We start from the raw sequence: 13,683 nt of genomic DNA, 5'->3' as shown, positions 1-13,683 counted from the left end.
ATGAGCCTGAAACGATTCTTTTCCGAAAAACCAATGCCCATGTTCGATACCGACGTGGACGAAGTACGCCTTCCAGAGGCTACGCACAAGCGGAGTGGCTCGTCATACTACCGCTCTAATCAACCCCAACAGCCAAGTTATATTCGCGACCACCGAAAGCGCCTACGGGAACGTTTCCTTAAGGGCGGCGCGACGGCAATTCCCGATTACGAAATGCTGGAGCTTGTTTTGTTTCGCGCTATTCCGCGCAAGGATGTAAAGCCCCTCGCCCGTTTGCTTTTGGAAACCTTTGGCGATTTCAACGGCGTGATCTCTGCCCCTCGCGAGCGCCTTCTACCCATTCGCGGTGTCGGTGAGGCCGTGATGTGCGAGCTCAAGATCGTCGAAGCTGCGGCCCAACGGCTTGCTCGTAGTCGCGTGATGCAAAAGCATGTGATTTCAGGCTGGGACGCGATCGTCGATTATTGCCACACCACGATGGCCCACCGAGAGACAGAGCAATTCCGCATCCTTTTTCTCGATCGCAAAAACGTGCTGATTGCGGATGAGGAACAAGCGCGCGGTACCGTCGATCATGTCCCCGTATATCCGCGCGAAGTGGTCAAACGCGCGCTCGAACTGAACGCCTCCGCCTTTATTCTGGTTCACAATCACCCTTCGGGAGATCCGTCCCCCTCGCAGGCCGACATCACCGTTACGGCGCAAATCAACGATGCCGCGCAGGCGCTTGGGATCACATTGCACGATCATCTGATTGTGGGAAAATCACACGAGCTTAGTTTTCGAGCGGAGGGGTATCTCTAGCGTATTCTGGCAACTCTGGCGGCAGAACCGGCCCCAGCCACGCCTCAACGCGTCGGTTTACTTTGCTTCCCCAAGCGGTTTCATCACAGGCCATCGGCATGGCCTCTCCGTAACCCTTCGATTCAACGCCCATACGGGCGGGATCAAATAGCGTCGCCTCCGCGAGTACTGCTGCCTCCACAGCTTCGGCGCGACGCAGCGCGATTTTGCGATTTGCGGCCGCACTGCCATCCCCATCGCTAAATCCGACGAACGTCAGCTTACGATCGCCGAAAAGCCCCGCCTCAAGCACTTCAGCGAGCCTCGCGACATTGGCCTGTGACTGGGCATCCATCCGCGAGGAACCTGCCTCGAACCTGAATGTCGTGGTCAATCGCTGACCATCGCGCAGTTCTGCGACCATAGATTGGACATCCTCAAGCGATGTTTCTTCTCCCGCACGCAGGATCGCGTTCGCCAAGCGCTCACCTTGTGCAGAGACCGGAATTTCGTGTGGAACCTGATTAACAAAGCCCAGATCGGCCACGACTTGCGCGGCATTTGGCGTACTCAAAAAGGCGAAAAACTCGCGTACCACTTTGGGGAAACGTCGGCTTGGAACATACATAAACAGGGGAGCCGTGAGCGGGTAATCCTCCGCCTTCACTGCTTCATGCGTGGCGCGAAACGGAAAACCACACCCGCCAAGCAAGGACATCGCAGTAACATTGCTTCCGTTTGAAAGGCTCGTCAGACCGATAGCGAATGGATCCCGCGCGACCGCATCGGCCAGACTGGCGTCTTGTAAATGGCGCGTCGCAGCATCCGAGAGCTTGTCCCCCTCCTCCAATATTTCGAGCGTCGCGCGTTGCAAAAGGCCCGAACCGTCCTCGCGCAAATGCACTTCAATCGGGGCGTCTATGCCGCCGATATCCTGCCAATTCACAATCTCGCCACTCAATACTTGTGCCAACTGCGAGAGTGAAATCGCGGTTACGGGATTGGTTTTGGCGACAACTGGAACGACCCCATCCAGACCCAAAATCCGCGTATTCTGAATACGATTGAGGCGTCCAATACCATTCTCGAGCGCGAGCGCACGTTCTTCTTCGTTGGCTTCGCGCAGTGAAAGCGCGATGTCCGCCTCTTCGGCCAAGAATTTTTCGAGGCCGAAATCCGAGCTCCCCAACTCAAACCGTATACGCGCTACATCGTTTTCGGCCTGTGCCAATACCAGCGTAAAATCAGTATCCGACAGCGACTCGCGGGCCATTGAATAACCGTGCTTGCTTGCAAATCGTTCCCAAAGCGCGGGGAGCAACTCGGCACCGATGCTCTCGGCACCGGAGAAGGTTATCTCGGCGACGTAACCCTCAAGACTTGGACACGCCGGCCCTGTGCAATAGACGCCGGAACCATCCAGCGTAAGCACGCCATAATCCGTTCGGACGCGGTAAAACTCTCCGTCGTAACTTTCCAGCTCACCCGAAAGCGTCACCCCTCCATCCAAAGACGAAAGCGTTACGTCCTGACCATGCGCCAAGAGTGGAGTGAATACAAAAAGTGCGGCGCACACCGCCGCACGAAGGATGCTCATGATACGTTTCCGAAATCTCGTTTAGTTCAGAGCGATCTTTAAATCTCGAAGCAAGTTATTCAACACCAAAACGTCACCAACCGCGTCACAATTCGGCATTTTCAAACGCAGATCAACGGTTTCGATCCCTGTCGTGGATTTCGGCTGAAGGGTCTGCGCGGCAACTTCGCGGCCACAGTTATCCTGTGTAATCTCCGCCTTTACCACAAGACGGACGGCACCCTCGCGTTTAATTGTGCCAGACGGGAAGCTATAAACTTCCGCACGCTTAGCATTCGGTGCACCAACATCATCAATCCGCGTCATGAAACCGCCAAGTGCGCCTGTGGCAAAATCAACAGTGCGCGGGGCATTATTCCAAATATGACCCGCCTGCCCGTAGTCCGCTCCAAACTCTAGCGCGTGCATTTCGAGGCCTGTGTCCCCTTCCCATTGCAGCGCAACCCGATCATAAAGCGCGAACTCTTCGACCTCTACGGATGTCTTGATGACCTGCTCGTCCTCAAGCTTCGCAGTAAAATCAGAGGTCTGCGCCATAGCGGGAACGATCATTTGTGCAATTCCAACGCCAGACGTGAGCCCGGAAACGACCAGCCCATTGTGGGACAACTCAAATATCTGGTTTGGGGAACAGCTTGCGGTTAACTCAATTGCAACCATCGCTGCGGCCTGTGGGGTTGCTTCCATTTCCAACTTACAGGGCACGCCATAGGCGCTGTACTTAACCACGTTTTGCGTAGGGCTGGGGGAGAGCGTGTCCTGCATTCTTTGTTTGGTCGAAGGAATCGCGTTCGCCTGTAACAGAGTCAGCGTCGCAGCAGGTGGTTGGGGCATATCCTGCGCCGCATCGGCGGAGGTGTTTTGAACAGAGGTAACATCAACGAGTGTCGGCTCTGCCACTTCATTTTGCGCAAAAATGGGCGCATCGCCGTCACGGTTTTGCGCATAGTATCCGATTGCAAAGGCCGCAAAGAAGCTTGCGAGCGCGTAAACATAATTACTTTTTTGTCGCACAGGATTCTCCAAAATTGGATATCGAAGCAATTAGCAGTCAAAAAAGCGGCTAAATTGCGGCCTGTTCACGGTCATAATCAGAAGAACCGCCCAGCCCAAGGCCAAGCGGTTCAAATCTAATGATAATTTCTGAGCGCTGCTTAGATTTTACCGTGGCAATGCTTGAATTTTTCGCCTGATCCGCATGGGCATTGGTCGTTGCGCGACGGGTTTCCCCATGTTGCGGGATCATTTTCATCGAATCCCTCTACGGCATTTCCAGCGGCAGGCTGAGTCGCCTGTTGTGCGGCGAGCATTGCTTTTTGCTGCGCGATGAGTTGCTCCATCTGCGCACGTTGCGCGGCCTCTACCTCTTCGCGGGAAGGAAGGCGAGCGAGTTGTTCTGTCACGTCTTCGCGGAGCGTTTCGAGCAGAATCTCAAAGAGCTGGAAACTCTCGTTTTTGTATTCGCTCAATGGATCGCGCTGTGCGTAACCACGGAAACCGACAACAGAGCGCAAGTGCTCAAGCGTAAGAAGGTGCTCGCGCCATTTGGTGTCGATTGTGCGTAGCAGCACCTGCTTCTCGATACCGCGAAGATCGTCAGGGCCAAAGTCCGCTGCCTTTGCCGCCATCAACTTGTCCGACGCTTCGTACAAACGTTCACGGATGTCGCCATCATCAACGCCTTCTTCAGCAGCCCACTCAACGACGGGTGCGTCCACGCCAAGTTTCTCTTTAACGGCCTCTTGAAGCCCCTGCGTGTCCCATTGCTCGGCGTATGATTTCGCGGGCATATGCGCATCTACAAGGTCATCGGCGACCTGATGGCGCATGTCCTGCACAACTTCCGAGAGGTCTTGTGACTCCATGATTTCGCGGCGCTGCGAGAAGATCGCCTTGCGCTGGTCATTCATCACATCGTCAAATTTCAAGAGTTGCTTGCGTTGATCAAAGTTCCGGCCTTCAACTTTGGCCTGTGCTTTCTCAAGCGATTTATTGACCCAAGGGTGAATAATGGCTTCGCCCTCTTTCATGCCAAGGCTCGAAAGAACTTTGTCCAGACGCTCGGAACCGAAAATCCGCATCAGATCGTCTTCGAGTGACAAGAAGAACGCCGAGCGCCCCGGATCACCCTGACGGCCTGAACGTCCGCGAAGCTGGTTATCAATGCGACGGCTTTCGTGGCGTTCAGTTGCCAGAACGAACAGACCGCCAGCCTCTTTTACTTTTTCTTTCTCGGCCGCGATTTCGGCAAGGATCGCATCTTTGTCGGCATTCGGGTTCTCGGCAAGAGCCTGCTCCAGACGCAATTCTGCGTTACCGCCAAGCTGAATATCGGTACCACGGCCCGCCATGTTCGTCGCGATCGTAACGGCACCCAATCGGCCCGCATCGGCTACGATTTGGGCTTCTTGCTCGTGCTGGCGCGCGTTCAGAACGTTGTGCTTTACGCCCGCTTTTTCCAACAGTCCTGAGAGGAACTCGGATTTCTCAATCGATGTGGTCCCGACAAGAATTGGCGTACCTTTGGCGTGGGCTTCTTGGATTTCCTCAACCACGCCGTTGAATTTCTCTTTGGCGGTGCGGAAAACCTGATCATGCTCATCAACACGGGCAATCGGGCGGTTCGTGGGTACTTCTACAACGCCGAGGTTATAGATCTCAGAGAACTCATCTGCTTCTGTGAGCGCCGTACCCGTCATGCCCGCCAGCTTTTCGTAGAGGCGGAAATAGTTCTGGAACGTCACCGAAGCGTGGGTAACGTTTTCAGGTTTGATCTCGACGCCTTCCTTGGCCTCAATTGCCTGATGCAAGCCATCCGACAAACGGCGGCCGGCCATCATGCGGCCTGTGAACTCGTCAATCAGCATCACTTCGCCATCGCGCATGATATAGTCTTTGTCGCGAATAAAGAGCGTGTGCGCCTTCAGCGCTTGGTTCACGTGGTGAACGACGGTCGTGCTCTCTGGGTCATAGAGAGTTTGATCCTCAGGAAGGATTTCATTCTTGTGAAGTAGCTCCTCAACGAAATCATTCCCTTCTTCGGTAAAGGTCACGTTGCGGGTTTTCTCGTCGATAGTGTAGTGCTCTTCGGTCAGCAGCGGAATGAGCTTATCAATGGTTATGTAAAGCTCGCTACGGTCCTGCGCGGGGCCGGAAATAATCAATGGTGTTCGCGCTTCGTCAATCAGGATCGAGTCGACCTCGTCCACAATCGCGTAATGGTGCGAACGTTGAACGAGTTGGCTGAGCTCTGAACGCATGTTGTCGCGCAGGTAGTCGAACGCCAACTCATTGTTCGTCGCGTAGGTAATGTCGCAGTTATACGCGTGCTTTTTCTCTTCTTCGGGTTGCTGCGGGTAAATCACACCGGTGGTCATACCCAACGCGCTGTACACCTGACTCATCCACTCTGCGTCACGCTTCGCGAGATAGTCGTTCACGGTCACAACATGCACGCCCTTGCCTGTCAGCGCATTCAAATACGCCGCGAAGGTCGCCATGAGGGTCTTGCCCTCACCTGTTTTCATCTCCGCGATGTTGCCTCGGTGCAGGAAGATACCCGCGATCAACTGTGTGTCGAACGCCCGCAGCCCCAGCGCGCGGCGCGCGGCCTCGCGAACGTTGGCGAATGCCTCTGGCAAGAGATCATCAAGCTTCTCGCCTTTTTTGGCGCGCTCGGAAAGTTCGAGAGTTTTGTCCTTGATGCCCTCATCACTCAAGGCCTCGAAGGTCGGTTCAAGATCATTGATCTTTGTGACAAGGGGGCGGGTCGCTTTGACCAAACGATCATTCGGTGTGCCAAAAACTTTCTTGGCGATTGTTCCGATACCCAGCATATTTTCTCCGCTTGCACTCTTCTGTTGATGGTTCCCTTGAACCATGACTTGCTCACCCTTAGATGCGGGCTTATCAAGGGCCAATAATTTGGCACTGAATAGCAAGGCACTTTGGCGATGTAAGCGTCCGTATGGACACTGTCAATGTTAGGGGCCTCAATGAACAAATCTAAGGGTGAATTGATGTTAAAACGCACTAAATTCGGTATTCTCGCGGCTTTCCTCGCAACGACAGGCGTCGCAGTTGCCCAAGACTCCACAACGGGCTGGGATACCGTAATTGCCACCGTCAACGGTGAGGACATCACCGCAGGACAAATGATCATCGCCCGCGAAAACCTGCCACAGCAGTATCAAGCGCTTGAAGATGGCATGTTGTACGACGGTATTCTGGAGAACCTCATTCAACAGATCCTGCTTGTGCAATCGGTTTCCGATGACCTGACCGAGCGTCAGACTGCCACACTTGAGCACCAGAAGCGTACTTTCCTCGCGGGCGTTACCGTTGAAGAAATCCTCTCGGAGCCAATCTCCGACGAAGCACTTGGGGCGCTCTACCAAGAAGAATTCGTAAACGCCGAGTCCGAAACAGAGTATAGCGCAGCGCATATTTTGGTTGAGACCGAAGAAGAAGCACAAGAAATCGCCAAGCTTCTTGAAGAAGGTGCAGAGTTCGCAGAACTGGCCAAAGAAAAGTCCACCGGCCCTTCTGGTCCCAACGGCGGGAACCTTGGTTGGTTCGGCGCTGGCGCGATGGTCGCCCCCTTTGAGGAAGCTGTCGTAGCACTTGAGGATGGCGCCTACTCTGACCCTGTTCAAACACAGTTCGGCTGGCATCTGATCCACCGCATCGAGAGCCGCATCAAAGAAACACCTTCCTTCGAAGAAGTGCGCCCACAACTTGTGGCACAGCTTTCACAGAAAGCACTTGAGGAAGAGATCGTAGCCCTGACAGACAAGGCCGAGATCACCAAATCCGAAGAAGGCGCGATTGATCCTTCCTTCCTCAGCGACCCAGCACTCGTCGGAGAATAAGATGAAAACCTCCCCCCTTGCTCCTAAAGGTGGCTTTCCCAAGCTGCCACTCGTGGATGGCGTTACCTTTGCTGCGGTTGCGGCAGGCGTTCGATATCAAGGACGCGATGACGTGATGCTTGCACATCTCTGTGCCGGAACGGCGATTGCGGGCGTGTTTACGCGCTCTGCAACTCGCGCTGCGCCGGTTCTGGATTGCGAAGCAAAGCTGGGGGGAGACACCACACAAGAGGCCGCGTTTGTCGTAAACTCTGGCAACGCCAACGCCTTTACGGGCGGGCGCGGCATTGAGGCGGTAAACGCGGTTACCTCGGGCGTGTCAGAAGTTCTGAACATTCCCCAAGATCGTATTTTCACCGCGTCGACGGGCGTTATCGGCGAACCACTTAAGGCCGAGCGGATTACGTCCAAGCTTTCCGAGCTAAAGGCCGCACTTGCACCAGACGCTACCGAGCGCGCCGCCAAGGCCATCATGACAACCGACACCTTCCCCAAGGGGGCGTCAGCAGTTGTGGACGGCATAACCATCACAGGGTTCGCAAAGGGCTCTGGTATGATCGCGCCGGATATGGCGACGATGCTGGTGTATATCTTTACCGACGCCAAAATCGCACAGCCGCGCCTTCAGGCGATACTATCGCGCCTGACCGACAAGACGTTTAACTGTATCACCGTGGATAGCGACACCTCGACCAGCGACACCTTGTTGCTCGCTGCGACTGGCAAAGGCCCCGAAGTAAAGGACGAAGCCGCATTCGAGGCCGCCCTCGGTAAAGTCATGCTCGATCTGGCGCATCAGGTCGTTCGCGACGGCGAAGGAGCCACCAAGTTCGTCGAAATAGCGCTCACAGGCGCAAAGGACGACAAGGACGCGCATCGTGCCGCGATGGCGATAGCCAACTCACCGCTCGTCAAAACCGCTGTAGCAGGCGAAGACCCGAACTGGGGCCGTATCGTGATGGCCGTGGGCAAGTCTGGTGCACAGGCCGATCGTGATCGTTTGTCGATTTCGTTTGGCGACATTCTGGTTGCCGAGAACGGTTGGGTCTCGCCCAGCTATACCGAAGAAGCGGGTGCAGGCTATATGAAGGCCGACGAGCTTAAGATCTCGGTTGATCTGGGAATTGGCGAGGGCAGCGCCACGGTATGGACCTGTGATCTGACGCATGGGTATATCGAAATCAACGCGGACTATCGTTCATGAAGACCGTGCTTGTGTCGGCCGTTGCGCTGATTGATGTCGATAGCCGTGTGCTCATTGCGCAGCGCCCCGAGGGGAAATCCATGGCGGGACTGTGGGAGTTCCCCGGCGGTAAAGTCGAAGCAGGCGAGACTCCCGAAGCGGCGCTTATCCGAGAGCTTCACGAGGAACTCGGTATTGAGACATGGCAAAGCTGCCTAGCGCCCCTCACCTTCGCGAGCCACACATATGAGAGTTTTCACCTCCTGATGTCGCTGTTTGCCTGCCGAAAATGGAAAGGCGCGCCACAGCCGCAAGAGGGGCAGACGCTGAAATGGGTGCGTGCGAACGAGCTGAGGAATTATCCGATGCCCCCCGCCGACGTACCGCTTATTCCAATCCTGCGGGACTGGCTCTAACAAAAAAGGCCGATCATTTCTGATCGGCCTTTTCTATTTGGTTTTGAACAATTTAGCTCAATGTGCGCTCAACTGTTTCGCGCTCAAAGATCTCGATCACGTCATCAGGACGGATATCTTCGTAAGCCTCAAAGGCCATACCGCATTCCTGACCGGACTGAACCTCTTTGACTTCGTCTTTGAAGCGCTTGAGTGTTTTCAGAGTACCTTCGTGGATCACAACGTTGTCACGAAGCAGACGCACACCCGCAGAGCGGCGCGCAACACCTTCGGTCACGATACAACCTGCTACGCGGCCAACACCTGTAACCTTGAACACTTCTTTGATCGAGGCATAACCGATGAACTTCTCGCGGATCTCCGCAGACAGAAGGCCAGAGGCCGCTGCTTTCACATCATCCACAAGATCGTAGATCACCGAGTAGTAACGGATCTCAACGCCCTTCTGGTTCGCAGCATTCCGCGCAGGTGCGTTGGCACGTACGTTAAAGCCGATGACAGGCGCGCTAGACGCCTCTGCAAGGCTCACATCGGACTCTGTAATCGCACCCACACCAGAGTGAAGGACGCGAACGCGAACCTCATCGTTGCCGATTTTCTCCATTGCTTGAACAATCGCCTCGGCAGAGCCTTGAACGTCTGTTTTCACAAGGATCGGAAGCTCGGATACGTTTTCGTCATCCTTGGCTTTGGCCATCAACTGCTCAAGAGTTGTCGCCGCACCAAGCGCCGCGCGTTTCTCTTTGGCAGCGTGCGCACGGTAATCCGCGATCTCACGTGCTTGGGCTTCGGTTTCGACGACGTTAAGAACGTCGCCAGCTTCTGGAGTACCGTTAAGGCCCAGAACCTCACAAGGAACCGAAGGACCAGCCGATTTGATGCGTCCGCCTTTGTCGTCCACAAGGGCACGCACGCGTCCCCACTGTTCGCCAACAACAAAGATGTCACCCTGATTCAACGTACCGTTCTGAACCAGAACAGTCGCAACAGGACCACGACCAACGTCAAGCTGGGCCTCGATCACAGCACCAGAAGCAGCGCGATCGGGGTTTGCTTTAAGGTCAAGAAGTTCCGCTTGGAGCGCGATTGCTTCAAGCAGTTCGTCAAGGCCCGTGCCGTTAATTGCCGAAACTTCAACATCCTGCACTTCACCGGACATTTTCTCGACGATCACTTCTTGCTGAAGAAGGTCAACGCGAACTTTGTCTGGGTCTGCTTCGGGACGGTCGATTTTGTTGATCGCAACAATCATCGGAACGCCCGCCGCTTTGGCGTGGTGGATCGCTTCAATGGTTTGCGGCATAACTGCGTCATCCGCAGCCACAACCAGAACAACAATGTCCGTCACCTGCGCACCACGTGCACGCATCGATGTAAACGCTGCGTGGCCCGGTGTATCGAGGAACGTGAGCAATGCCCCGTTATCCGCTTTCACCTGATAGGCGCCGATGTGCTGTGTAATACCGCCAGCTTCGCCAGAAACCACTTTGGACTTACGGATCGCATCGAGAAGCGATGTCTTACCGTGGTCAACGTGGCCCATAACTGTGATGACCGGAGGACGGGAAACGAGATCTTTTTCGTTGTCGTCAACCTGTGCGATTACGTCCTCAACATCCGAGTCCGAAACGCGCACGATATTGTGGCCGAATTCATCAATGATGAGTTCCGCAGTATCCGCATCAATGGTTTGGTTCTGCGTCACCATCATGCCCATTTTCATGAGCGCTTTAACGACTTCGCCTACGCGCTCGGCCATACGGTTCGCAAGCTCGGAAACGACGATCGCCTCTGGAACCTGCACGTCGCGAACAACCTTTTCGCGCTCGACCTGACCACCCATCGCTTTTTGACGCGCGCGCTCTTGCTTGCGCTTCATCGAAGCCATGGAACGCTGACGTCCGCCTTCACCACCGCGCAATGCTTGGTTGAGGGTCAACTTACCGGAACGACGCTTGTCATCACCCGACTTGTTGCCAGGACGCTCGTTGCGTGAATCGCGGTCGTTTTTGCGTGGCGCAGAAGAAGGACGCCCAGGGCCGCGGCTGCTTGGCTCGCTTGCTGGCGATGCAGCAGGCTCAGCGGCAGCAGCACGAGGCGCGGCCTTCTCAGCAACCTTGGCGCTCTCGGCGCGTTCTTTGGCGATCTCTGCTTCCTTGCGGGCGCGCTCTTCTTCGGCGGCCTTTGCTTTGGCGCGCTCTTCACGTTCGCGCTCCTCGGCTTCTTTGGCGTCGATCTCGGCGCGGCGGCGTGCACGCTCTTCTGCGCGCGCCTTCTCTTCTGCTTCACGCTTGGCTGCGTCTTCTGCTTCGCGTGCTTTCGCAAGCTTCAGAGCCGCCAAACGACGCTCCATTTCCGCATCCGAAATGCCAGCGGGGCGTCTGGAGGGATCTCCAACCGCCGCACTACTTACATTTGCCTTGCCCGCACCCGGCTTGGGTACGACAACGCGCTTGCGTTTCGTCTCCACAACAACGTTTTTCGTGCGCCCGTGGCTAAAGCTTTGCTTTACGTTGCCAGGGCGTCCTGCGCCGCCGCGAATTCCCAATGTTTTTTTGCCGTCACTATCGCTCATGTGGTCTTCGTACCCTTCTCGGTGGATGATCCACCGCCATTTGCGCGCACGCCTTTAAGACGTTTGGCTTCCTCTACCGCACTTTCGGTGAGTCCACCAGTCGCTAGCGCGCCATGTATCACAATTTCCCGCCCAAAAGCCAAACCCAATTCCGATGCAGTCAATACATCGATATATAAGTCCGGATTTTGCGGGGGGCGGAGCTTGGATTTTCCACGCTCTGACCCATCTGTCGCCTGAATCAAGACCTTTGCTCTTTCGGTCTCAAGCCAGCCTTTAACCTTTTCGTATCCTGTCACCGCCTGCCCGGCCTTCCGGGCGAGCGATATAAAATTCACCAGACGCCGAACAAGAGCGGCCTCGGTATCGTCCAATAGGGTCTCTGGCACATTAACCGCCTGCTTGGCGCCGCGCGCAAAGAGACCCTTTTTCATTGCCAACTGCAAAGCCTTGCGATCGGCGGTCACCCACATTCCGCGACCCGGTAGTTTCCCCGCAATATCGGAGAAAACTGTGTTATCCGGCCCAACTACGAAGCGGATCATACCCGATTTGGGTTGAACGTTTCCCGTAGCGATACATCGCCGTTCGGGATTTTCCCGTTCATTTTTTCGTCCGCCACGCGACATCTGGGTTTCCCGAAGCCCTTAAGCCTCGGCCTCCTCTTCAGCTACTTCTTCTTCGTCATTGCTCTCGAGTTCAGCAGGATCAACCCAACCAAGCGTGATACGCGCGGTCATGACCAAGTTCTGAGCTTCTTCGAGCGATACATCGAAGGGTTCAAGAACGCCTTCGTCCTTCTTGCGCTCGCCATTCTCGGTTGTCCAACCGCCAGCAAGCTCCCAATCCGCGCAGGTGGCAAAATCTTCGAGCGTTTTTACGCCGTCTTGTGCCAATGCAAGAATCATTTGGGGTGTCAGGCCGTCAAATTCAACCAACGAATCCACAACACCAAGCTTGCGCGCATCTTCGAGGGCTTTTTTGTTGGCCGCTTCCAGATACTCACGTGCACGTGCTTGAAGCTCGCTTGCTGTGTCTTCGTCAACACCGTCGATCACGGTCAATTCGTCAACTTCGACATATGCAACCTCTTCGAGGTTCGTGAAGCCTTCGGAAACCAAGAGCTGGGCAAAGAACTCGTCCAGATCAAGCGCCTCCATAAAGAGACCTGTACGTGCCGCGAATTCTTTCTGACGGCGCTCGGATTCTTCGGCCTCTGTGAGGATGTCGATGTCCAAACCAGTAAGCTGGCTCGCAAGGCGTACGTTCTGTCCGCGACGACCAATCGCCAAGGAAAGCTGCTCGTCAGGAACAACAACTTCAATGCGCTCAGCTTCTTCGTCGAGAACAACTTTAGAAACTTCAGCAGGCTGTAGCGCGTTCACAAGGAACGTCGGCGCATCGTCATTCCAAGGAATGATGTCGATTTTCTCGCCCTGAAGTTCGTTCACAACGGCCTGTACACGGCTACCGCGCATACCAACACAGGCACCAACTGGATCAATGGAACCGTCATAAGAAATAACGGCGATCTTGGCGCGCGAACCCGGGTCACGGGCAACGGCTTTGATCTCGATGATGCCGTCATAGATTTCTGGCACTTCCATCTTGAACAGCTCGGCCATGAACTGGGGATCCGTACGGCTCAGGAAGATTTGCGGGCCACGTGTTTCGCGGCGCACATCTTTGATATAGCAGCGGATACGGTCATTCGGGCGATAGCTCTCGCGGCCGATTTTCTCGTTGCGGCGCAGGATGCCTTCGCCACGACCGACGTCAACAATGACGTTGCCGTATTCTTCGCGCTTAACCACACCATTGATGATGGTACCCGCACGGTCTTGGAATTCTTCGAATTGGCGATCACGCTCTGCTTCGCGAACCTTCTGAAGGATCACTTGCTTGGCGGATTGCGCGGCGATACGGCCCATTTCAACGGGCGGCACTTCGTCGATAATCTCGGCACCAACTTCGGGGTTCTCAAGATAATCGCGGGCCTGCGCAACTGTCAGTTCGGCTTGGTGGTTCTCAACGGCGTCGTCCTCAACCACGGTACGAACGCGCGTAAACTTGGACCGGCCAGTTTTACGATCAATATGAACACGGATGTCCATTTCGGCCCCATAGCGGGACTTCGCCGCACGTGCCAAAGACTCTTCAAGCGCCTGAACAACCAGTTCGGGATCGATCATCTTCTCGCGTGCTACCGCTTCCGCAGTTTGCAAAAGCTCAAGCTGGTTGGCTGAAGTAATTGCCAT

Annotated in this window: 10 protein-coding genes; 4 read left to right on the top strand and 6 right to left on the bottom strand. The window is 55.2% G+C overall.

Annotated features, from left to right (window positions below; translation table 11 throughout):
• Positions 1–804, top strand: coding sequence for a DNA repair protein RadC (gene radC, locus ACFE33_RS01680; RefSeq protein WP_380056062.1), 804 nt, complete (start codon positions 1–3; stop codon positions 802–804).
• On the opposite strand, the gene ACFE33_RS01675 is transcribed toward radC, so the two are convergent.
• The 3 genes from ACFE33_RS01675 to secA form a co-directional block, all read right to left on the bottom strand.
• Positions 776–2,380 (bottom strand): substrate-binding domain-containing protein, encoded by a 1,605-nt coding sequence (locus tag ACFE33_RS01675; RefSeq protein WP_380056060.1) that lies wholly within the window; start codon positions 2,378–2,380, stop codon positions 776–778. The genes radC and ACFE33_RS01675 overlap by 29 nt on opposite strands.
• 21 nt (positions 2,381–2,401) lie before the next feature.
• Positions 2,402–3,394, bottom strand: a complete 993-nt coding sequence (locus ACFE33_RS01670) for a hypothetical protein (RefSeq protein WP_380056057.1) — start codon at positions 3,392–3,394, stop codon at positions 2,402–2,404.
• 140 nt (positions 3,395–3,534) lie between these two features.
• Positions 3,535–6,216: a preprotein translocase subunit SecA gene (secA, locus tag ACFE33_RS01665; RefSeq protein ID WP_380056054.1), complete on the bottom strand. Its 2,682-nt coding sequence runs from the start codon at positions 6,214–6,216 to the stop codon at positions 3,535–3,537.
• Positions 6,217–6,375: 159 nt separating this feature from the next.
• Between secA and ACFE33_RS01660 the strand changes: the two genes are divergently transcribed.
• From ACFE33_RS01660 to mutT, 3 genes are read left to right on the top strand one after another with little or no spacing between them, the layout of a single operon-like run.
• Positions 6,376–7,251 (top strand): peptidylprolyl isomerase, encoded by an 876-nt coding sequence (locus tag ACFE33_RS01660; RefSeq protein ID WP_380056051.1) that lies wholly within the window; start codon positions 6,376–6,378, stop codon positions 7,249–7,251.
• A gap of 1 nt (position 7,252) precedes the next feature.
• A complete protein-coding gene (argJ, locus tag ACFE33_RS01655) occupies positions 7,253–8,455 on the top strand; it encodes a bifunctional glutamate N-acetyltransferase/amino-acid acetyltransferase ArgJ (RefSeq protein WP_380056048.1) in 1,203 nt (400 codons plus the stop codon).
• Positions 8,452–8,850: an 8-oxo-dGTP diphosphatase MutT gene (mutT, locus tag ACFE33_RS01650; protein ID WP_380056045.1), complete on the top strand. Its 399-nt coding sequence runs from the start codon at positions 8,452–8,454 to the stop codon at positions 8,848–8,850. Before argJ ends, mutT begins: the two co-directional genes overlap by 4 nt.
• Before the next feature lie 52 nt (positions 8,851–8,902).
• Here mutT and infB read toward each other — a convergent pair whose 3' ends face one another.
• From infB to nusA, 3 genes are read right to left on the bottom strand one after another with little or no spacing between them, the layout of a single operon-like run.
• Positions 8,903–11,425 carry a translation initiation factor IF-2 gene (infB, locus tag ACFE33_RS01645; protein ID WP_380056044.1) on the bottom strand — a complete coding sequence of 841 codons (2,523 nt, stop codon included), beginning with the start codon at positions 11,423–11,425 and terminating at the stop codon, positions 8,903–8,905.
• Positions 11,422–12,054, bottom strand: coding sequence for an RNA-binding protein (locus tag ACFE33_RS01640; protein ID WP_380056041.1), 633 nt, complete (start codon positions 12,052–12,054; stop codon positions 11,422–11,424). The genes infB and ACFE33_RS01640 overlap by 4 nt, the downstream gene beginning before the upstream one ends.
• Positions 12,055–12,072: 18 nt before the next feature.
• A complete protein-coding gene (gene nusA / locus ACFE33_RS01635; RefSeq protein ID WP_380056038.1) occupies positions 12,073–13,683 on the bottom strand; it encodes a transcription termination factor NusA in 1,611 nt (536 codons plus the stop codon).

The sequence above is a fragment of the Falsihalocynthiibacter sp. SS001 genome, assembly GCF_042445055.1.
Lineage (GTDB): Bacteria > Pseudomonadota > Alphaproteobacteria > Rhodobacterales > Rhodobacteraceae > Falsihalocynthiibacter.
Note: the sequence above shows the minus strand (reverse complement) of the source record. Positions and strands in the feature narration are given on the sequence as shown.

What these genes read in the sequence shown, in the direction of transcription:
- radC (WP_380056062.1), top strand. Translation starts at nt 1, where the DNA reads ATGAGCCTGAAACGATTCTTTTCCGAAAAACCAATGCCCATGTTCGAT.
- ACFE33_RS01675 (WP_380056060.1), bottom strand. Translation starts at nt 2,380, where the DNA reads ATGAGCATCCTTCGTGCGGCGGTGTGCGCCGCACTTTTTGTATTCACT.
- secA (WP_380056054.1), bottom strand. Translation starts at nt 6,216, where the DNA reads ATGCTGGGTATCGGAACAATCGCCAAGAAAGTTTTTGGCACACCGAAT.
- ACFE33_RS01660 (WP_380056051.1), top strand. Translation starts at nt 6,376, where the DNA reads ATGAACAAATCTAAGGGTGAATTGATGTTAAAACGCACTAAATTCGGT.
- argJ (WP_380056048.1), top strand. Translation starts at nt 7,253, where the DNA reads ATGAAAACCTCCCCCCTTGCTCCTAAAGGTGGCTTTCCCAAGCTGCCA.
- mutT (WP_380056045.1), top strand. Translation starts at nt 8,452, where the DNA reads ATGAAGACCGTGCTTGTGTCGGCCGTTGCGCTGATTGATGTCGATAGC.
- infB (WP_380056044.1), bottom strand. Translation starts at nt 11,425, where the DNA reads ATGAGCGATAGTGACGGCAAAAAAACATTGGGAATTCGCGGCGGCGCA.
- ACFE33_RS01640 (WP_380056041.1), bottom strand. Translation starts at nt 12,054, where the DNA reads ATGTCGCGTGGCGGACGAAAAAATGAACGGGAAAATCCCGAACGGCGA.
- nusA (WP_380056038.1), bottom strand. Translation starts at nt 13,683, where the DNA reads ATGGCAATTACTTCAGCCAACCAGCTTGAGCTTTTGCAAACTGCGGAA.